Annotated in this window: 15 protein-coding genes and 1 pseudogene; 4 read left to right on the forward strand and 12 right to left on the reverse strand. The window is 72.8% G+C overall.

What is annotated here, in order from left to right:
* Positions 1 to 11: 11 nt before the first annotated feature.
* From AC07DA_RS17150 to hrcA, 7 genes are all read right to left on the reverse strand, one after another.
* Positions 12 to 3,242 (reverse strand): S41 family peptidase, encoded by a 3,231-nt coding sequence (locus AC07DA_RS17150; protein WP_479128922.1) that lies wholly within the window; start codon positions 3,240 to 3,242, stop codon positions 12 to 14.
* Between the two features lie 45 nt (positions 3,243 to 3,287).
* Positions 3,288 to 3,845, reverse strand: a complete 558-nt coding sequence (locus tag AC07DA_RS17155) for a hypothetical protein (RefSeq protein WP_479128924.1) — start codon at positions 3,843 to 3,845, stop codon at positions 3,288 to 3,290.
* A 49-nt stretch (positions 3,846 to 3,894) separates the two neighbouring features.
* Positions 3,895 to 4,287: a VOC family protein gene (locus AC07DA_RS17160; protein WP_479128926.1), complete on the reverse strand. Its 393-nt coding sequence runs from the start codon at positions 4,285 to 4,287 to the stop codon at positions 3,895 to 3,897.
* Between the two features lie 18 nt (positions 4,288 to 4,305).
* A complete protein-coding gene (locus AC07DA_RS17165) occupies positions 4,306 to 5,046 on the reverse strand; it encodes a 16S rRNA (uracil(1498)-N(3))-methyltransferase (RefSeq protein WP_479128928.1) in 741 nt (246 codons plus the stop codon).
* Entirely contained in the window at positions 5,043 to 6,131 is a 1,089-nt protein-coding gene (locus AC07DA_RS17170) for a nitronate monooxygenase (protein ID WP_479128930.1), read from the reverse strand. The genes AC07DA_RS17165 and AC07DA_RS17170 overlap by 4 nt, the downstream gene beginning before the upstream one ends.
* Before the next feature lie 124 nt (positions 6,132 to 6,255).
* Complete coding sequence (gene dnaJ, locus AC07DA_RS17175; protein WP_311686826.1) at positions 6,256 to 7,392, reverse strand: molecular chaperone DnaJ; 1,137 nt, start codon at positions 7,390 to 7,392, stop codon at positions 6,256 to 6,258.
* Positions 7,392 to 8,408, reverse strand: a complete 1,017-nt coding sequence (gene hrcA / locus AC07DA_RS17180) for a heat-inducible transcriptional repressor HrcA (protein WP_479128933.1) — start codon at positions 8,406 to 8,408, stop codon at positions 7,392 to 7,394. Before hrcA ends, dnaJ begins: the two co-directional genes overlap by 1 nt.
* 171 nt (positions 8,409 to 8,579) lie before the next feature.
* On the opposite strand from hrcA, the gene AC07DA_RS17185 reads away from it, so the two are divergent.
* Positions 8,580 to 9,311 (forward strand): MBL fold metallo-hydrolase, encoded by a 732-nt coding sequence (locus tag AC07DA_RS17185; RefSeq protein ID WP_479128935.1) that lies wholly within the window; start codon positions 8,580 to 8,582, stop codon positions 9,309 to 9,311.
* 31 nt (positions 9,312 to 9,342) lie between these two features.
* Positions 9,343 to 10,146: a DUF3097 domain-containing protein gene (locus tag AC07DA_RS17190; RefSeq protein ID WP_479128937.1), complete on the forward strand. Its 804-nt coding sequence runs from the start codon at positions 9,343 to 9,345 to the stop codon at positions 10,144 to 10,146.
* 18 nt (positions 10,147 to 10,164) lie between these two features.
* On the opposite strand, the gene hemW is transcribed toward AC07DA_RS17190, so the two are convergent.
* The gene (gene hemW / locus AC07DA_RS17195; RefSeq protein ID WP_479128939.1) at positions 10,165 to 11,397 is read right to left on the reverse strand and encodes a radical SAM family heme chaperone HemW; all 1,233 of its coding nucleotides are present in this window, start codon (positions 11,395 to 11,397) and stop codon (positions 10,165 to 10,167) included.
* 48 nt (positions 11,398 to 11,445) lie between these two features.
* Positions 11,446 to 13,563 carry a SpoIIE family protein phosphatase gene (locus AC07DA_RS17200; protein WP_479128970.1) on the reverse strand — a complete coding sequence of 706 codons (2,118 nt, stop codon included), beginning with the start codon at positions 13,561 to 13,563 and terminating at the stop codon, positions 11,446 to 11,448.
* A 462-nt stretch (positions 13,564 to 14,025) separates the two neighbouring features.
* Here AC07DA_RS17200 and AC07DA_RS17205 point away from each other — a divergent pair.
* Positions 14,026 to 14,833 (forward strand): annotated as a pseudogene (locus AC07DA_RS17205) (HAMP domain-containing protein); the annotation flags it as partial.
* A gap of 453 nt (positions 14,834 to 15,286) precedes the next feature.
* Here AC07DA_RS17205 and AC07DA_RS17210 read toward each other — a convergent pair.
* Positions 15,287 to 17,161 (reverse strand): AMP-dependent synthetase/ligase, encoded by a 1,875-nt coding sequence (locus tag AC07DA_RS17210; RefSeq protein ID WP_479128941.1) that lies wholly within the window; start codon positions 17,159 to 17,161, stop codon positions 15,287 to 15,289.
* A 274-nt stretch (positions 17,162 to 17,435) separates the two neighbouring features.
* Positions 17,436 to 19,304: a translation elongation factor 4 gene (gene lepA, locus AC07DA_RS17215; protein WP_479128943.1), complete on the reverse strand. Its 1,869-nt coding sequence runs from the start codon at positions 19,302 to 19,304 to the stop codon at positions 17,436 to 17,438.
* 239 nt (positions 19,305 to 19,543) lie between these two features.
* Here lepA and rpsT point away from each other — a divergent pair, with 239 nt between their 5' ends.
* Positions 19,544 to 19,810: a 30S ribosomal protein S20 gene (rpsT, locus tag AC07DA_RS17220; RefSeq protein ID WP_010042013.1), complete on the forward strand. Its 267-nt coding sequence runs from the start codon at positions 19,544 to 19,546 to the stop codon at positions 19,808 to 19,810.
* Between the two features lie 176 nt (positions 19,811 to 19,986).
* Here the strand turns inward: rpsT and AC07DA_RS17225 are convergent, their stop codons facing one another.
* The gene (locus AC07DA_RS17225; protein ID WP_479128946.1) at positions 19,987 to 20,313 is read right to left on the reverse strand and encodes a nuclear transport factor 2 family protein; all 327 of its coding nucleotides are present in this window, start codon (positions 20,311 to 20,313) and stop codon (positions 19,987 to 19,989) included.
* Positions 20,314 to 20,394: the final 81 nt, after the last annotated feature.

Here is a 20,394-nt window from a genome sequence, read left to right on the forward strand (position 1 = left end):
CCCCGCGCACCTCAGAGCGTCGGGACAGCCGGGGGCGTCTTCGCGGGACTGGCCTCCAGCGCCTCCAGCGCCAGCCGGATCGCCTCGTCCAGTTGCGGGTCCCTGCCCGCCGCGTGGTCCTGCGGGCGCTGGACGACCTCCACGTCCGGGTCGACGCCGTGGTTCTCCACCCCCCACCCGTAACCCTCCAGCCAGAACGCGTACTTCGGCTGGGTGACCAGGGTGCCGTCGACCAGGCGGTAGCGGCTGTCGATGCCGATGACGCCGCCCCAGGTGCGGGTGCCGACCACCGGGCCGATGCCGAGGGCCTTGATCGCGGCGTTGACGATGTCCCCGTCGGAGCCGGAGAACTCGTTGGCGACGGCGACGACCGGGCCGCGGGGCGCGTCGCGCGGGTAGCTCTCGGCGCGCATGCCGCGGGGCAGGTCCCAGCCGACGACGCGGCGGGCCAGCTTCTCCACGACGAGCTGGGAGGTGTGGCCGCCGCGGTTCTCGCGGACGTCGACGACCAGGCCCTCGCGGGCCACCTCGACGCGCAGGTCGCGGTGGATCTGGGCCCAGCCGGGCGCCTGCATGTCCGGGACGTGCAGGTAGCCCAGGCGGCCGCCGGACTTCTCGTGGACGTAGGCGCGGCGGTCGGCGACCCAGGCGTGGTAGCGCAGCGGCTCCTCGTCGGCGACCGGGACGACGACCGCGTGCCGCAGGTCGCCGCCGCCGGACGGGGAGACGGTCAGCTCCACCGGCTTGCCCGCCGCGCCGATCAGCAGCGGACCGGGACCGGCCACCGGGTCGACGGGCTGCCCGGCGACCGCGACGATCGCGTCCCCCGGGCGCACCGCGACGCCGGGTGCGGCCAGCGGGCTGCGGGCGTCGGGGTCGGAGGTCTCCGAGGGCAGGATGCGGTCGACGCGCCAGGTGCCGTCCTCGTGGCGGGAGAGGTCGGCGCCGAGCAGGCCCTGGCGGGGGCCGCCGCCGTGCCCGCCGCGCGGGGTGACGTAGGCGTGGGACGTGCCGAGTTCGCCCTGGACCTCCCACAGCAGGTCGACGAGGTCGTCGTGGGTGGCCAGCCGTTCCACGACCGGGCGGTAGCGGTCGAGGACGCCGTCCCAGTCGACGCCGCTCATGTCCGGCCGCCAGAAGTGGTCGCGCATGATGCGGCCGTTCTCGTCGAACATCTGCCGCCACTCGGCGGCGGGGTCGATCATCTGGCGGACCCGGCTCAGGTCGACGGTGATGTTGCTGTCGCTGTCGTCGTCTCCGGAGGCGCGCCGGTCGCTCGGGACGACCTTCAGCCGTCCGTCGGTCCACAGCAGCACCCGCTTGCCGTCGCCGCTGACCTCGAAGTGGTCGGCGTCGACGGCGAGGTGCTCCACGCGCTGCTGGGCGAGGTCGTAGCGCTCCAGCTCGGTCTTCGGCTCGGGATCGTCGGGGGTGGCCCGGGACGAGCCGAGCACGCCGGCCACCGGGTGGCGCAGCCACAGCACCCCGTCCTTGGCGGCCCGCAGGTTGGAGTAGCGGGCGGCCTCCACCGGGAAGGGCACGATGCGGTCGGCGAGGCCCTCCAGGTCGATCCGGGTGGTGGGGGTGCCCTCGCTGTCGGGGGTCTCCTCGCGGTCCGGCGTCTCGAAGGACCGGCCGTGCCGCTGCGGGCCGAACGGGGAGGGCGTGGTGGCCGCGAGCGTGATGAGGTGCGGCCGGGCGCCCTCGACGAAGGCCAGGTCGAAGACGTGCTCGTCGTAGACCGGGTCGAAGGAGCGGGTCGACAGGAACGCGAGGTGCTTGCCGTCCGCCGTGAACGCGGGCGCGTAGTCCTGGAAGCGCAGCGGGGTGGCCTCGGTGACCGACAGGTCGGTGGTGTTGGCGAGCTTCAGCTGGCTCAGGGGCCGCGGGCCGGGGTGGGACCAGGCGAGCCAGGACGAGTCGGGCGAGAAGACCAGCCCGGACACGTCGCCGTCCTCGCTGCGGTCCACCTCCCGCACCTCGCCGGTCTCCCGCTCGACGAGCAGCAGGCGCCCGTCGTGGGAGGCCACGGCGGCGCGGCTGCCGTCGGGGGCCATGGCGAGGTCCAGCACCCTGCCGAGCTGCCCGGCGGCCAGCCGGCGCGGGGTCGCGCCGGGGGCGAGGCCGGTGGCGGGCGCGAACTCCAGGGCGTCGTCGCCCTCGGCGTCCGTCACCCACACCACCCACTCCTCGCCGTCGGCGCGGAACGTGCGCGGCAGCCGGGCCCGGACGCCGGGGGCGGCGGCGAGCGCGCGGGCGGGGCCGGAGCGGTGGGTGACCCAGTGGACGGTGCCGCGCACCGAGACGGCGCTGCCGCGCGCGGTGTGGTCCGGGGAGGCCGACCCGAACCAGCGGGCGGCGTTCACCGGGAACGGCTGGAGGTCGACGCGCTGCCCGCCCAGGCGCACGTCCAGCCGGCGCGGCTCGGCCCCGTCCAGGTCGTCCAGCAGCCAAAGTTCGCCAGCGCTGGAGTAGACGACCCGGCTGCCGTCGGTGGCGGCGTGCCGGGCGTAGAAGCCTCCCCCGCTCTCGGCTTCGCCCGAACGGGCGGTGCCCCCATGCGGCGTGTGCCGGCGCAGGTCGGAGCCGTCGGCGAGGGAGGAGTACAGCGCGCCGGTGCCCTCGTGGTCGGAGAGGAACGCGATCCGGTCGCCCACCCACAGCGGGTCCTCGATGTTGCCGTCGAGGTCCTCGTGCAGCCGGACGAACTCGCCGTCGCCCTCGCGGTCGATCCACAACTTGCCCGCCGTGCCGCCCCGGTAGCGCTTCCACCAGGCCGCCTCGCGCCCCATCGGCGCCGACAGCAGCACCGTGTGCGGCCCGTACGCGACGTGGCCGACCGGCCCGTACGGCAGCGTGGTGGCCGGGCCGCCGTCCAGCGGCACGGCGCGCGCCCAGGTGCGGCGCAGACTGGCCTGCCCGTGGGAGCTGATCGCCAGGACCTCGCCGCCGGGCGTCCAGCCGCGCACCTGGGTCTTCGCACTGCCCCAGTACGTCAGGCGCCTGGCGGGGCCGCCGGCGACCGGCGCGACGAGCACCTCGGGGGCGCCGTCGCGGGTGGAGGTCCAGGCGACGGTGGTGCCGTCGGGCGAGATGCGGGGATGGGTCACCGGCGTGTTGTCGGCGCTGACGCGCCAGGCCCGGCCGCCGTCGAGTGGCGCGAGCCACACGTCGTCCTCGGCGGTGAAGGCGACCAGGTCGCCGTGCACGTGCGGGAACCGGAGGTAAGCAGGCGATGTCACCTGATCACCCTATGCAGCGAGGGCGCCGCGCGGACAGGGTTCGGATCACTTGCCCTCGACAGGGCGGCAGTCCGGGTACCGGTCGCACCAGATCGTCTGCGTGACCGTCACGGTGACCGCCGGTCCGGGCCGGCCGTCGGTGGGCCCGCCGCCCACCGGGGGCGGGCTGGTGGAGTCGCAGTCGCCGAGCCCGTCGACCTCGAACCACACCTTGCCGTCCACCTTGGCGGTGATGTTCCCGCGCACACAGGCGCCGTCCACCGCGTGGGTGACCTCGCCGTCGACGGTGATGTCCTTGCCGTCGTCGGTCTCCCCCCGGCAGTCGACGCTCGCCACGGTGTCCTCGCTCGCCGGGGGCGACGACCGGGAGTCCTCGCGCCTGTCGCCGTAGGAGGCGGTGCAGCTGAGCCAGCGCACGCCCGCCTTCTGGCGGTTGAGTTCCCGCGTCACGGTCTCGTCGGTGGTGTACGCGACGGCCGCGGAACTGATGCCGCCGCCCGGCTCGCAGGCGACCGCGCCGCCCACGGCGACGACCGCGAACACCGCCGCCACGGCCACCCGACGGCCGCGCGGCCCCCGCCGAAACCTCCTCGAAGCCCCCATGGAGGGCAGCCTGCCACCCACGGGGGCGGCGCGGTAGGGCGCAAAGGCGTCAACCGCGCAGCAGCAGCCACTCCTGGAGCTCCACCAAGTTGCCCTCGGGGTCCTTGAGATGGGCCACCCGCATCCGGTCCGTCAGGGGCGCGGGCCCCTGCAGGACGGTGGCGCCGCGCAGCGTGATCTCCTCGCAGTACGCGTCCAGCGCGTCCACCCGCAAGACCACCAGCGACCGGTGCCCGGCGGCCGGACGGCCCACCTCGTCGAGCACCTCGGCCATCATCGACCGGTCCTGCAGCGCGATCCCCGCGGAGCCGGCCGCGGGGCTGAACTTCTCGTAGGGGCCCTCGCTCGCGCCCGACTGCGGCTTGAGGCCGAGGACGTCGCCGTAGAAGCGGTAGCAGGCGGCGAAGTCGGTGACGAGCAGGCGTACTTGGGCGAGTTCCACGGTGCCTCCAGGGGGTTTTCAGGACCAGCGGCCGGTACGCGCCAGGAGCACGGCCGCGGCCGCCGTCCCGGCCGTCGATGTGCGCAGCACGCTGCGCCCGAGGCGATACGCCCCGGCCCCCGCCTCCTCGAACAGCGCCAGCTCCTCCGGCGCCACACCCCCCTCGGGTCCCACGACCAGGACGATCTCGCCGGCCGCCGGCAACTCGGCCGTGGCCAGCGGGACGTCGCCGCTCTCGTGCAGCACCGCGGCGAAGTCGGCGTCCCGCAGCAGCGCGGCGACCTGCTTGGTCGTGGCGGCGTCGGCGATCCGCGGGAAGCGCACCCGGCGCGACTGCTTGCCGGCCTCCCGGGCGGTGGCCCGCCACTTGGCGAGCGCCTTCGCCCCGCGGTCGCCCTTCCATTGCGTGATGCAGCGGGCCGCCGCCCACGGCACGACGGCGTCGACGCCGACCTCGGTCATGGTCTCGACGGCCAGTTCCCCGCGGTCGCCCTTGGGCAGCGCCTGCACGACGGTCACCCGCGGCTGCTGGGGCGGTTCCTCGCTCACCGAGTCCAGCTGGACGATGAGCCGGTCCTTGCCCTCGGTGCCGAGCACCACGCAGTCCGCCCAGCGTCCGGCCCCGTCGGTGAGGATCACGTCCTCGCCGGGGCGCAGCCGCTTCACGGAGACGGCGTGCCGCCCTTCCGGCCCGTCCAGGACGTACCGTCCGCCGCCGCCCGCGTCGAAGTGCTCGACGACGAACACCGGCGCGGTCATCGCACGCCTCCGCCCGCGACGCCCCCGCCCGACAACGCTGTCCTGGCGGCGGCGAGTTCGGCGGCCAGCACCTCCACCAGCTGCCCGGCGGGCAGCTCTCGGGCCATGCGGTGCCCCTGCCCGGCCCACAGCGCCATGCCCTGCGCGTCCCCGGCCTTGGCGGCGGCCTTGCGCAGCGGCGCGGTGAGGTGGTGGATCTCCGGGTAGGCGGCGGGCGCGTACGGGCCGTGTTCGCGCAGGAAGCGGTTGACCAGGCCGCGTGCCGGGCGGCCGGAGAAGGCCCGGGTCAGCTCCGTCCGCGCGAACAGCGGGTTGGTCAGCGCCTGCTTGTGCAGGGCGTGCGCGCCGGACTCGTGTGTGGCGAGGAAGGCCGTGCCCAGCTGGGCCGCGTCGGCGCCGGCCGCGAGGACCCCGGCGATCTGGCCGCCGCGCATGATGCCGCCGGCGGCGAGGACGGGGATGCCGACGGCCTCCCGGACCTGCGCGACCAGGGTCAGCAGCCCGAGGCCGGAGCCGTCCGTCTCGGGGACGTCCCGGTGGGTGCCCTGGTGGCCGCCGGCCTCGACGCCCTGGGCGATGACGGCGTCCGCGCCGGCCCGCTCGACGGCCCGGGCCTCGTCGGGGGTGGTGGCGGTGGCCAGGACGAAGGTGCCGACGCGGTGCAGGGCGTCGATCACCTCGCGGTGCGGGACGCCGAAGTGGAACGACACCACCGGGACGGGGTTGTCGCGGAGCACCGCGAGCTTGGTCTCGTAGCCGTCGTCCCGGCCGGTCTCCGGATCGCCGAGCTCGGTCTCGTACCAGGTGGCCTCGCCGGCCAGCTGGTGGGCGTAGACGTCGACCGCGGCGGGGTCGGCGTACTCCGGCTGCGGCATGAAGAGGTTGACCCCGAAGGGCCTGCCGGTGAGGCTCCTCAGCTGCTTGATCTCCTGGTACATCCCGTCGGCGGTCTTGTACCCGGCGGCGAGGAACCCGAGCCCGCCCGCTTCGCACACGGCGGCGGCGAGCTTCGGCACGGAGACGCCGCCCGCCATGGGGGCCTGCACGATCGGGAGCGGGAAGAGATCGGTCAGTGCGGAGGACATGACCGCATGTTGTCACGTCCTCCGGACGACTCCGAAACCGGCCTGCCGGGTGGCACAGACCAGAGGAACCACCGCTTCCGCGGCCCCGGCGCCCCCTGACGGACGACGCCGGAGCCCCTTCGCGTCAGCGACCGTTGAAGGCGTCCTTCAGCCGCGAGAACAGCCCTTGCTGCCCGGGCTGGAACTGGCCCGTCGGCCGTTCCTCACCGCGCAGCTTGGACAGCTCGCGCAGCAGGCGCTCCTGCTCGGGGTCGAGCTTGGTCGGGGTCTGCACCTCGACGTGGACGATGAGGTCGCCGCGTCCGCCGCCGCGCAGGTGCGTGACACCGCGGCCGTGCAGCGGGATCGACTGGCCGGACTGGGTGCCCGGGCGGATGTCGACCTCCTCCATGCCGTCCAGGGTCTCCAGCGGCACCTTCGTGCCGAGGGCCGCCGCCGTCATCGGCAGCGTGACCGTGCAGTGCAGGTCGTCGCCGCGGCGCTGGAACTGCGCGTGCGGCAGTTCGTGGATCTCGACGTAGAGGTCGCCGGCCGGACCGCCGCCAGGCCCGACCTCGCCCTCACCGGCGAGCTGGATGCGCGTGCCGTTGTCCACACCGGCCGGGATCTTGACCGTGAGGGTCCGGCGGGAGCGCACCCGGCCGTCGCCCGCGCACTCGGGGCACGGCGTCGGGACGACCGTGCCGAAGCCCTGGCACTGCGGGCACGGGCGGGAGGTCATGACCTGGCCCAGGAAGGACCGGGTGACCTGCGAGACCTCGCCCCGGCCGCGGCACATGTCACACGTCTGCGCCGAGGTGCCCGGGGCCGCGCCCTCACCGTTGCAGGTGTTGCAGACGACGGCCGTGTCGACCTGGATGTCCTTCGTCGTGCCGAAGGCCGCCTCGTCGAGCTCCACCTCGATGCGGATCATGGCGTCCTGGCCGCGGCGGGTGCGCGAGCGCGGTCCGCGCTGCGACGCCGTGCCGAAGAACGCGTCCATGATGTCGGAGAAGTTCCCGAAGCCGCCGGCTCCGAAGCCGCCCGCCCCGGCGCCGCCGGACTGCGAGAGCGGGTCGCCGCCGAGGTCGTAGACCTGCTTCTTCTGCGGGTCCGACAGCACCTCGTAGGCGGCGTTGATCTCCTTGAACCGCTCCTGGGTCTTCGGATCGGGGTTGACGTCCGGGTGCAGCTCGCGGGCGAGCCGCCGGAAGGCCTTCTTGATCTCTTCCTGCGACGCGTCGCGGCGCACGCCGAGTACGGCGTAGTAGTCCGTGGCCACTACGACTCCGCCAGGATCTGTCCGACGTACCGTGCCACTGCGCGTACCGCTCCCATCGTTCCCGGGTAGTCCATGCGGGTCGGTCCGACCACGCCGAGCTTGGCGACTGCCTCGCCGCCCGAACCGTAGCCGACCGACACGACGGACGTGGAGTTGAGTCCTTCGTGGGCGTTCTCGTGACCGATACGGACGGTCACGCCCGGATCCTTCGCCTCGCCGAGCAGCTTGAGGAGCACGACCTGCTCCTCCAGCGCCTCCAGCACGGGCCGGATCGTGAGGGGGAAGTCATGACCGAAGCGGGTCAGATTGGCGGTGCCGCCGATCATCAGCCGCTCCTCGTTCTCCTCGACGAGCGTCTCCAGGAGTGTGGAGAGCACCGTGGAGACCGTACCCCGGTCCTCGGGCTCGAAAGCCTCCGGGAGATCCTCCACCAGACTCGGCACATCCGCGAAACGGCGGCCCGCCACCCGGCTGTTGAGGCGTGCGCGCAGATCCGCGAGCGAGGCCTCGCCCAGTGGTGCCGGGCAGTCCACCACGCGCTGCTCGACCCGTCCGGTGTCCGTGATCAGCACGAGCATCACCCGCGCGGGCGCCAGGGCGAGCAGCTCCACGTGCCGCACGGTGGACCGGGTCAGCGACGGGTACTGCACGACGGCGACCTGGCGCGTGAGCTGCGCGAGCAGCCGGACCGTGCGCGCGACGACGTCGTCGAGGTCGACGGCGCCCTCCAGGAAGTTCTGGATCGCGCGCCGCTCGGGCGCGGTCATGGGCTTGACGCCGGCGAGCTTGTCCACGAACAGGCGGTAGCCCTTGTCGGTGGGGATGCGCCCGGCGCTGGTGTGCGGCTGGGCGATGTATCCCTCGTCCTCCAGGGCCGCCATGTCGTTGCGGACGGTCGCCGGGGAGACGCCGAGGTTGTGCCGCTCGGTGAGGGCCTTGGAGCCGACCGGCTCCTCGGTGCCGACGTAGTCCTGGACGATGGCGCGCAGCACCTGAAGCCTGCGTTCACTGAGCATCGCGCACACCTCCAGAAGTCGTCCGCCCGTTGCCCGCCGTTCACGGCCTGGCACTCTGCGCGTGCGAGTGCCAATGTTCCCCGGCCCAGTGTACGGCGGTGGGGTACGCCTGCGGCAAGGCTGGTCGTGCGGCGTCGTGCCCCGGGCGGGGCGCACCGCTAGCGTCGCCGTATGACGGTGACTTGGGAAGAGGCAGGGTGGGAGCGCCTGGCCGCCGGGGTGGGCCGGTGCCGGCTGCCGGTGTGGGACTGCACGGCGGGGCTGGTCGCCGGCGAGGGCGCGGTCCTGCTGATCGACGCCGGGTCGAGCCCGGCCGAGGGCGCGCGGTTGCGCGCGCAGGCGCGGTCGCTCACCGGCGGCCGTGTGACACATCTCGCGCTGACCCACCCCCACTTCGACCACGTCTTCGGGGTGGCGGCGTTCGAGGACGCGGAGGCGTTCGGCGCGGTCGGCGTGGACGCGGTGCTGACCCGGGCGCGCGACCGCGCGGAGCTGTGCGCGGACGCGGTGCGCAACGGCCTGGCGGAGACCGTCGCGCGGGAATCGGCGGACCGGCTGGTCCCGCCCCGCCACCTGGTCTCCGGCGAGTGGACCCTCGACCTGGGCGGCGGCCGCCAGGTGCTGCTGGCGAACGTCGGCCCCGGACACACCGCGCACGACCTGGCGGTGCTGGTGCCGGGCGAGCCGGAGGTGGTGTTCTGCGGCGACTTGGTCGAGGAGTCGGGCGAGCCCCAGGCGGGCCCGGACGCGGTGCCGTCGCACTGGCCGGCCGCCCTGGACCGGCTGCTGGCCCTGGGCGGCGAGGACGCGCTGTACGTGCCCGGTCACGGAGCGGTGGTGGACGCGGCGTTCGTCCGGGCCCAGCGGGACGCGCTGGCGGCGCGTTTCGGCGTGTCTGCGTGACCACCCGCCCGGTTCTCCTATCGTCATCCGAATGCGCCAGTACTCTCCGGACCTGACCCCGCCGTGGAAGAAGCCCCAGCCGGTCCCCGAGGTCCCGGCGGAACCGGGCCTGGTGGTCGAGGAGCCCGGCACCGGCTTCTGCGGGGCGGTCGTGCGCTGCGAGGCCGGCACGGTGACCCTGGAGGACCGCTTCGGCAAGCACCGCGTGTTCCCGATGGAACCGCGCGGTTTCCTGCTGGAGGGCAGGGTGGTGACGCTGGTCCGCCCCTCGTCCGGCGCCCCGGCGCGCCCCGCCCGTACGGCCTCGGGTTCGGTGGCGGTCCCCGGAGCACGCGCGCGCGTGGCCCGGGCCGGCCGCATCTACGTCGAGGGACGGCACGACGCCGAGCTGGTCGAGAAGGTGTGGGGCGACGACCTGCGCATCGAGGGCGTGGTCGTGGAGTACCTGGAGGGCGTGGACGACCTCCCGTCGATCGTGGACTCCTTCGCACCCGGCCCCGACGCGCGCCTCGGCGTCCTGGTCGACCACCTCGTGCCGGGCTCGAAGGAGTGGCGCATCGCCGAGTCGGTCACCAGCGAGCACGCGCTGGTGGTCGGCCACCCCTACATCGACATCTGGGAGGCGGTGAAGCCGTCGTCCCTGGGGATCGAGTCCTGGCCCCGCGTCCCGAGGGGCCAGGACTGGAAGACGGGGGTCTGCCGCGCCCTGGGCTGGCCGGAGCACACGGGCGCGGCGTGGCAGCGGATCCTGTCCCGGGTCCGCTCGTACAAGGACCTGGAACCGGAACTGCTGGGCCGGGTGGAGGAACTGATCGACTTCGTGACGGCACCGTAGCCACCGCCGAGCGCTCGCTCAGTCCACGAGGTCGCGCACCACGCCGTCGGCCAGCAACCTGCCCCGCAGAGTGAGCACGGCCCGCCCCCGCACGTACGGCTCCGCCTCCAGCAATCCGTCCGACAGCGCCCTGCGCGAGGCGGCCAGCCCCTGCTCCCGCAGCAGCGACAACGGCACCCCGTCCCGCAGCCGGAGTTCCAGCAGGATCCGCTCGACCCGCCGGTCCTCGTCGCTCAGCACCTCACGCCCGGCACCGGGCGAACGGCCGGCCGCCAGCGCGGCCGCGTACGCGCCCGGATGCTTCACGTTCCACCACCGCACCCCGCCCACGTGGCTGTGCGCCCCCGGCCCGGCGCCCCACCAGTCGGCCCCCCGCCAGTACAGCTCGTTGTGCAGGCACCGCCCCGCCGCCGAGGTCGCCCAGTTCGACACCTCGTACCACTCGAACCCGGCGCCCGAGAGCACCTCGTCCGCGATCAGGTACCGGTCGGCGTGCACGTCGTCGTCGGTCATCGGCACCTCGCCGCGGCGGATCCGCCGGGCCAGCTGCGTGCCCTCCTCGACGATCAGCGCGTAGGCGCTGACGTGGTCCGGCCCGGCCCCGAGCACCGCGTCCAGCGACGCCCGCCAGTCGTCGTCCGACTCGCCCGGCGTGCCGTAGATCAGATCGAGGTTCACGTGCTCGAACCCGGCCGCCCGGGCCTCGGCGACGCACGCCTCCGGCCGCCCGGGCGTGTGCGTGCGGTCCAGCACCTTCAGCACGTGCTGCCGCGCGCTCTGCATCCCGAAGGAGACCCGGTTGAAGCCCCCCTCCCGCAGGGTCGCCAGGTAGGCCGGGTCGACCGACTCCGGGTTGGCCTCCGTCGTGACCTCGGCGTCCGCCGCCAGCCCGAACTCCTCCCGGACGGCGCGCAGCATCCGTATGAGGTCACCGGCGTCCAGCAGCGTCGGCGTGCCCCCGCCCACGAACACCGTGCGGACGGGACGCGGATCGTCCCCCAGGACCTTGCGGGCCAGACGGATCTCGTCCACCAGCGTCCCGGCGTAGTTGTCGCGGGAGGCGAGCACACCGCCGCTGCCGCGCAGCTCGGTCGCCGTGTAGGTGTTGAAGTCGCAGTAGCCGCAGCGGGTGGCGCAGTACGGGACGTGCAGGTAGAACCCGAGCGGGCGGGCGGCGGCCCCGGCGAGGGCGGACGCGGGCAGCGCGCCGTCCTCGGGGACGGGCTCGCCGTCGGGGAGTGCGGAAGGCATGCCTTCCATTGTCCAGCACCCGCGCCGTGTCTCCGCCGGGAGCGGCGCTCACTCGGCCTGGAGCACCAGCAGCGCCAGGTCGTCCGCCGGGGGCCGCGCCCCGAACTCGTGCACGAGCCGCTTGATCCGCTCGGCTATGAGCTCCGCGTCCAGTCCGGCGCACCCGGCCAGTGCCGCGGCGAGCCCGTCCTCGTCGTCGAACTGGCGGGACCCGGAGCGGCGCTCGGTGACACCGTCGGTCACGCACAGCAGCGTGTCGCCGGAGCGCAGCTCGAAGGTCTCGCTGGTGTAGGTGGCGTCCTCGACCACGCCCAGCAGGGTCTGGGGCCGCGCGCACGGGTGGACCTCGCCGCCCGCCCCGAGCCGCAGGGGCAGCGGGTGCCCGGCGGAGGCGACGGTGCAGCGCACCCCGCCGTCGAAGGGGACCAGCTCGCCGTAGAGCAGGGACAGGAAGCGGGTCTGCGGGCCGTCACCGGGCGGGGTCGACCGGGCGCCCGCCGCCACCAGGGCCCGGGCCGCTGCGTCCGCGGCCTCCGTGGCGTCGTCGAGCAGGAGCTGGTTGAGGCGGTCGAGGACGTCGGCGACCCGGTAGCCCTCGCGGGCGAGCAGCCGCAGCCAGGGGCGGGCCAGGCCGATGACGACCGCCGCCTCGGGCCCCTTGCCCTGGACGTCGCCGACGGCGAAGCACCAGCGGCCGTCGCCGGCCGGGAACAGGTCGTAGAAGTCGCCGCTGGGCCCGCCCTTGTCGCAGGGCTCGTAGACGAGGGCACTGCGCACGCCGGGGATCTCGGCGACGGCTCCGGGCAGCAGACCGCGCTGCAGGACGGCGCTGATCGTGGCCTGGCGGGCGTACTGCCGGGCGGCGCCGATGGCCAGGGCCACCCGGCGGCCGAGATCCTCCACGAGGCCGGTGATCTCGTCGGGGAAACGCGCGGTGCGGGACCGTCCGATGACCAGGGTGCCGAGCGGGCGTCCCCCGGCCACGAGCCGGTACGCGAGGGCGGAACCGGACTCCCCGGGGGCGTCGCCGAGCGCCTCGCCGGGCCACGGGTAGCCGACGGGCCCGGACCCCGCCGGGTCGGACGGGGGCGGCGGCTCCTTCTCCAGGGTCCGGCGCAGCTCCTCGATGCGGTTCTCGCTGCCGTGCCAGACCCGGGCCAGCCGGGGGCCGCCGCCCCCGCTCCAGCCGCCGCCGGTGGCCTCGTCCTCCAGCCAGACGGCGCACCAGTCGGCCAGCCGCGGCACGATCAGCTGTCCGGCGAGAGCGGCGACCAGGTCCTCGTCCAGCTGCCCGGCGAGCAGGTCGGAGGCCTCCGCGAGGAAGGACAGGGCGCCGCGGCCGAGCCAGGAGCCGTCGGGCCCGTCGCGCCCGTCCGGGTTCTCGTGGCGGTCGCGCCAGTCCCGCAGGTCACGCCAGTCGCGCAGGTCGCTCCAGTCCCGGAAGTCGCTTGCGTCCCGAAAGTCGCGCCAGTCCCGCAGGGCGGAAGAGTCGGGCGGGGCGGAAGGGCCCAGTGCGGGGGAGGAGTCCCGCACGGGCACGGCCGTTCCCTCCCCGTCGCCCGGGGGCGGCTCCGGCGCCAGGACCTCCGCCATCCGCAGACCGCGCGCCATCGCGCGCTCCCCGGCGTACGCCTCGATCTGCTCCCCCGCCGCGCACCCCGCGGCGGGCAGCCGCGCCCACACGGTCTTGCGGCCGGTGCGGTACGTGATCCCCCAGGCCTCGCAGAGCGCGCCGACGAGCCGAAGGCCACGCCCGTACTCCGGGATGTCGTGGGGCGTCTCCGGCTCGCCGCCGCGCGGAGCCCGGGACGGGTGGTGGTCGGACACCTCGACGACGAGGGCGGCGGCCGCGTCCGGGGTGTCGCCCTCCAGCCGGCACTCGATCTCGACGTCGGTGCCGGCGTGCACGACGGCGTTGCTGACGAGTTCGCTGACGACGAGTGCGGCGTCGTCGCGGAGGTGGTGGGTGAGGTGCTCGGCGCCCGGCAGGCCGAGCCCGGCCCACTCCGCGAGCGCCTCGCGCACCAGGGCGCGGGCGGCTCCGGGCGCGAGGGAGCTGCCGGGCAGAGCCGCGTGCGCCCGCGCGCACTCCCGCGCGGGCGCGTCGAAGACGGTCGCGTGCGCCGTGCGCCCGGAAGCGCGGGCCTTGGGGGCCGATGCTCCCAGGGCCGACGTCTCAAGGGCCGACGCCTCGGGGGCCGACGTCGCGGGGGCCGACGCTTCCAGGGCCGAGGTCCCGGCAGCCGACGCCTCGGAAGCCGACACCCCGGCAGCCGACGCGTCGAGGAGCGGCGCCTCGGCGGTGAGCGCCTCCGCCACCGGTGCCGGTCCCTCGAAAACGGGCCCCTCCTGAACGGGCACGGACTTCCCCCCAGCGTGTGCAGGCGCATCTGAGGCACGGAAAGCGGTCTCCCGTTGCGTCGGAATGGCCCCCATGGGCAGCTCCCCGGGCAGTTCGTACGAATACGCCACAGTCGATGCCGACAGAGTGACAGACTGGCCACGCCCATAAGCGCGGAGTTACCGAAGTGGGCCGCGATGAGTGAGAACCGTGCTACTCCTGTGGTCGAAAACCGGCACGAAGACGGTCAGATTCGTGCATCCGATCTGCGTCCCCTGCTCGCGGCCATGACGGCCGCCCGCGACGGCGACTTCACCAAGGCGCCGGAAACCGGCCACGGCATGGTGGCCGAACTCACCGCGGTCTTCCACCAGATCATGGACCGCAGCGTCCACTTCACCACGGAGGTGCGGCGGGTCAGACGGGAGCTCGTCCGCCACGGCCGCCTCGACGAACGGCTCTCGGCCAGCCCGGGGCAGGGCCTGTGGACCTCCCGGATCGACGACGTGAACCAGCTGCTCGACGCCCTGGCCGCCCCGGCGGCGAACGCCACGCGCGTACTGGACGCGGTGGCCGGCGGCGATCTGACCCAGCGGGTCGATCTGCACGACGGAACCCGGCAGTTGCGCGGTGACCTGCGCCGCCTCGGCCGGGCCGTGAACAAGATGGTGGACCAGCTGTCCCCTGTTCACCGGCGAGGTGACGCGGGTCGCCCGCGAGGTCGGCACCGAGGGGCGGCTCGGCGGCCGCGCCAAGGTGCGGGGCCTGTCGGGCAGCTGGCGGGACGTGACCGAGGCCGTCAACACGATGGCGTCGCGGCTGACGGCCCAGGTGCGGGACATCGCGGCCGTGACCACGGCGGTGGCGCGCGGTGACCCGACCCGTACGGTCACGGTCGAGGCGACCGGCGAACTGCTGGAACGGAAGCTGACCGTGAACACGATGGTCGACCAGCTCTCCGCGTTCGCCGACGAGGTCACCGGGGTGGCCCGTGAGGTCGGCACCGAGGGACGGCTGGGCGGCCGGGCCCAGGTCCGGGGCGTCTCCGGCGTCTGGAAGCACCTCACCGACAACGTCAACTTCATGGCGCCGAACCCGCACTTCGCACGACGCCTGGCCCGCGCCGGCCAGGCTGGAGGCGTGGACGTCCAGCCGGCCGGGCCGGGTCCTGCCCGGCCGGCACGTGCCTCATGACGCCGGAGAGGGACGGCTAAGAGACGCTGGCCGCCATCCGCCGCAGACCCCTCTGGGCGGACCTGCCGGTCGTGGCACTGACCGCCAGGGCGAGGCCCGGCGACCGGGAGAAGTCCATCGCCCGCGGCGCCGACGACTACGTGTCCGAGCCGGTGGACGCCGACCGGCTGCTGACGGTCGTGTGCGGACTGCTGGACCCGCGCGCACGGGGAAGAGGCATGAGCGGCGCGGACGCCCACGACGAACGCGCCGGAATCCTCCTCGTCGGCGACATGGAGGACAACCTGACCGCCCTGGAGGCCTGGGAGCGAAGGTCAGCGCCTTCCTGGACCTCCAGGTGCCCCTGCCCGCCCCCTACGCCTCGCGCGACCCCTCGTACATCTCCTCGATCAGGTGCTTGTACTCCCGCTCCACCACCGGCCGCTTCAGCTTCAGGCTCGGCGTGATCTCCCCGTGCTCGACGTCGAGGTCCCGCGGCAGCAGCCGGAACTTCTTGATGGTCTGCCACCGCTGCAGCCCCTCGTTGAGCTGCTTCACGTACCCGTCGACCATCTCGACGGTCTGCGGCGCCGCGACGATCTCCGCGTACGACTTGCCTTCGAGGCCGTTCTCCTTGGCCCACTCGGTGATGGCGATCTCGTCGAGCGCGATGAGGGCCGTGCAGTAGTTCCGGTCGGCCCCGTGCACGAGGATGTTCGACACGTACGGGCACACCGCCTTGAACTGCCCCTCGACCTCCGCCGGCGCGATGTACTTGCCGCCGGACGTCTTGATCAGGTCCTTCTTGCGGTCGGTGATCCGCAGGTACCCGTCGGGCGACAGCTCCCCGATGTCGCCGGTGTGGAACCAGCCGTCCGGCTCCAGCACCTCGGCGGTCTTCTCGGGCAGCTTGTGGTAGCCCTCCATGATCCCCGGGCCGCGCAGCAGGATCTCCCCGTCGTCGGCGATCCGCACCTCGGTGCCGGGCAGCGGCTTGCCGACCGTACCGGTGCGGTAGGCCTCCCCGGGGTTGACGAAGGACGCCGCCGAGGACTCGGTCAGGCCGTAGCCCTCCAGGATGTGGATGCCGGCGCCGGCGAAGAAGTAGCCGATCTCGGGCGCCAGGGCGGCCGAGCCGGAGACGCAGGCCCGCAGGTTGCCGCCGAAGGCCTCCCGGATCTTGGCGTACACCAGCGTGTCGGCGACCTTGTGCTTGGCGTTCAGGCCGAACGGCACGGTCGCGGTCCCGGTGCGCCGGAAGTTGTCCTGCGAGACCTTGGCGTACTCGCGGGCGACCCCGGCGGCCCACTGGAAGATCTTGTACTTGGCCCCGCCACCCGCCCGGGCCTTGGCGGCGACGCCGTTGTAGACCTTCTCGAAGATGCGCGGCACGGCCGCCATGTACGTCGGCTGCACCACCGGCAGGTTCTCGATGATCTTGTCGACGCGGCCGTCGACGGCGGTGACGTGCCCGACCTCGATCTGGCCGGAGGTGAGCACCTTGCCGAAGACGTGCGCGAGCGGCAGCCACAGGTACTGCACGTCGTCGGCGCCGACCAGACCGGTCGCGGCGATGGCCTTGGCCATGTACGACCAGTTGTCGTGCGGCAGGCGCACGCCCTTGGGGCGGCCGGTGGTGCCGGAGGTGTAGATGAGGGTGGCCAGCTGGTCCTTGGTGATGGCGCCGACCCGCTCCCTGACCAGGCCGGGGTCCTTCTCCAGCCGGGCGGCGCCGCGCTTCTCCAGGTCGTCGAGGGTGAGGATCCAGTCGGCGGTCTCGGCCCCGGCCGCGTCGATCACCACGACATGGGTCAGCTCGGGCAGCTCGGCGCGCTTCGCCTTGGCCTTGGCCAGCTGCTCGGCGTTCTCCGCGATGAGCACCCGGCTCTCGGAGTCCGACAGGATGTAGGCCGACTCGTCGGCGTTGGTCTGCGGATACACCGTGGTCGTGGCGGCCCCGGCGCACATGATGCCGAGGTCGGCCAGGATCCACTCGACCCGGGTGCTGGAGGCGAGGGCGACCCGCTGCTCGGGCTGCACGCCCAGTTCGATCAGGCCCGCCGCGATGGCGTAGACCCGTTCGGCGGCCTGCGCCCAGCTCAGCGACTTCCACTCGTCCGGTCCCTGGCCGGAGGACGCGGGGACCGGATAGCGGTAGGCCTCGGCGTCCGGCGTGGCCGCCACGCGCTCCAGGAAGAGGCCCGCCACGGACGGCGGACGGTTCTCGATCAAAGTCTGTGTGTCGCTCACGACATCCTCCGGGGCCCGCGACAGTGCGGCTGGCTCAGGTGCGGCTGGTGGGCACTCACGAGACGTCACGAGGCGCGGTGCACGCCCCGTTGTTTAACTCGCGAGTAACTATCGAGCAGGGATCAGAGTAAAGGCCGACCGGCCGCCGCGTAAGGGGCCGCGGCCTGTCACTTCGTACAGAGGGCTACCCCGGAGACGCACGAGGCCCGCCGCGCTCTCGCGCGGCGGGCCCCCGTTCTCCCCGGTTTGGGGGGTAACCCACGGTAATCCGCTGCTACTTCTTGCCCTTGCCCGATCCCGCGCTCTCGTCGCTCGACAGGACGGCGATGAAGGCCTCCTGCGGGACCTCCACGGATCCCACCATCTTCATCCGCTTCTTGCCCTCCTTCTGCTTCTCCAGCAGCTTCCGCTTGCGGGAGATGTCACCGCCGTAACACTTGGCGAGGACGTCCTTGCGGATGGCGCGGATGGTCTCGCGGGCGATGACGCGGGAGCCGATGGCCGCCTGCACCGGCACCTCGAAGGCCTGCCGCGGGATGAGCTCCTTGAGCTTGGCCACGAGCCGCACCCCGTAGGCGTACGCCTGGTCCTTGTGGGTGATCGCCGAGAAGGCGTCCACCTTGTCGCCGTGCAGCAGGATGTCGACCTTGACCAGGCTGGAGGCCTGCTCGCCGGTGGGCTCGTAGTCGAGCGAGGCGTAGCCGCGGGTCTTGGACTTCAGCTGGTCGAAGAAGTCGAAGACGATCTCCGCGAGGGGCAGGGTGTAACGGATCTCGACCCGGTCCTCGGAGAGGTAGTCCATGCCGAGCAGGGTGCCGCGCCGGGTCTGGCACAGCTCCATGATCGAGCCGATGAACTCGCTCGGCGCCAGGATCGTGGCCCGGACGACCGGCTCGTAGACCTCGGAGATCTTGCCCTCGGGGAACTCGCTCGGGTTGGTGACCGTGTGCTCGCTGCCGTCCTCCATGACCACGCGGTAGACCACGTTCGGCGCGGTGGCGATCAGGTCGAGCCCGAACTCGCGCTCCAGCCGCTCGCGGATCACGTCCAGGTGCAGCAGGCCGAGGAAGCCGACGCGGAAGCCGAAGCCGAGGGCGGCGGAGGTCTCCGGCTCGTACACCAGCGCGGCGTCGTTGAGCTGCAGCTTGTCCAGGGCCTCGCGCAGCTCGGGGTAGTCCGAGCCGTCCAGCGGATACAGCCCGGAGAACACCATGGGCTTGGGGTCCTTGTAGCCGCCGAGGGGCTCGGTGGCGCCCTTGGACTGGCTGGTGACCGTGTCACCGACCTTGGACTGGCGGACGTCCTTCACGCCGGTGATCAGGTAGCCCACCTCGCCGACGCCCAGGCCGTCGGCGCCGAGCATCTCCGGCGAGTTGGTGCCGATCTCCAGCAGCTCGTGCGTGGCGCCGGTCGACATCATCTTGATGCGCTCGCGCTTGTTGAGCTGCCCGTCGATGACGCGGACGTACGTGACCACGCCCCGGTAGGAGTCGTAGACCGAGTCGAAGATCATGGCGCGGGCCGGGGCGTCCTTGACGCCGACCGGGGCCGGGACCTGCTCGACGACCTTGTCCAGGAGCGCCTCGACCCCGAGCCCGGTCTTCGCGGAGACCTTCAGCACGTCGCCGGGGTCGCACCCGATGAGGTGGGCGAGCTCCTCGGCGAACTTCTCGGGCTGTGCGGCCGGCAGGTCGATCTTGTTCAGCACCGGGATGATCGTGAGGTCGTTCTCCATCGCCAGGTACAGGTTGGCGAGGGTCTGGGCCTCGATGCCCTGGGCGGCGTCGACCAGGAGGATGGTGCCCTCGCAGGCGGCGAGCGACCGCGAGACCTCGTAGGTGAAGTCGACGTGCCCCGGGGTGTCGATCATGTTCAGGATGTGCGTGTTGGCCTTGTCGTGGGTCGGGGCCCACGGCAGACGCACCGCCTGAGACTTGATCGTGATGCCACGCTCACGCTCGATGTCCATGCGGTCGAGGTACTGGGCGCGCATCTGCCGCTGCTCGACCACTCCGGTCAGCTGGAGCATCCGGTCGGCGAGCGTGGACTTGCCGTGGTCGATGTGCGCGATGATGCAGAAGTTGCGGATCAGAGCCGGGTCGGTACGGCTCGGCTCGGGCACGTGGCTGGGGATCGCGGGCACGCAGGGTCCTGATTCTTGAGGCGTCCGCAGTGTCTGCGGTCTCGGGTCGGATCGATACGTAGCCTCCATCGTCCCACGGGTGGGGACCATGGACGGGTTTGGGCCGGGAATGCTCCCGCTGGTAGCCTGGGTGGCTGTGTCTCATGCCCTCTCGCAGGAGGCACGACCTCAAGAAATCACCCGGCGCGGATCCGTGCGGCCTCGTGCGGCCCCGTGCCAGAACCTGAAAAGGCTCATTCGTGGCGAACATCAAGTCCCAGATCAAGCGGATCAAGACCAACGAGAAGGCGCGGCTGCGCAACAAGGCCGTCAAGTCCTCCCTGAAGACCGCGATCCGCAAGGCCCGTGAGGCCGCTGCCGCGGGTGACGTGGAGAAGGCCACCGAGTACCAGCGCGCTGCCGCGCGCCAGCTCGACAAGGCCGTCTCGAAGGGCGTCATCCACAAGAACCAGGCTGCCAACAAGAAGTCGGCGCTGGCTCAGAAGGTCGCCGCGCTCAAGGGCTGACGTTTGATGTGACGCCGGAGGGAATCGAGCGGGCCCTCTCTCATCCGCTCCCGTCCGGCACCCCTCGGATCCGCGCGCGGCCTGCGTTCGCCACGCGGGCGCGGATCCACTTGTTGTGAACCGTAGGCCGGGTCTCCTCCTGTTCCCCATGGGAGGGTGCCCGGCCCTCGGCATGTTCAGGACCAGAATTCGTTGTTCTTGTCGATGTCCTCGACGCACTCGTCGAGGTCGGTGACCTTGTCGCCGACGATCCGGAAGATGATGCAGCCGGTGTCGTCGAGGTGCTTGCCGTTGCGCTCGGCCGTGAAGCGGGTCATGCCGACCGCGTGACCGCGGCCGTCGACGGCGATGCCGATCAGTTCGGCCCGCATCGTGCCGTTGGTCTCGGCGCCGAGCCGTTCGTACATCTCGATGATCGAGTCCGCCCCTTTGAAGTCACCCGACAACGGGTGACTGCCGGGCACGTGGTGGGTGGCGTCCCCCGCCATAAGACGTCGTCTCATTTGGCGTGCCTGGGTAGTCTGCACCGTGTGGTGATGGTCGAGCGCATGGTGCCGGACGAGCTGTGGGAACTGTTCCAGCGG

The sequence above is a fragment of the Streptomyces sp. NPDC044921 genome, assembly GCF_056432865.1.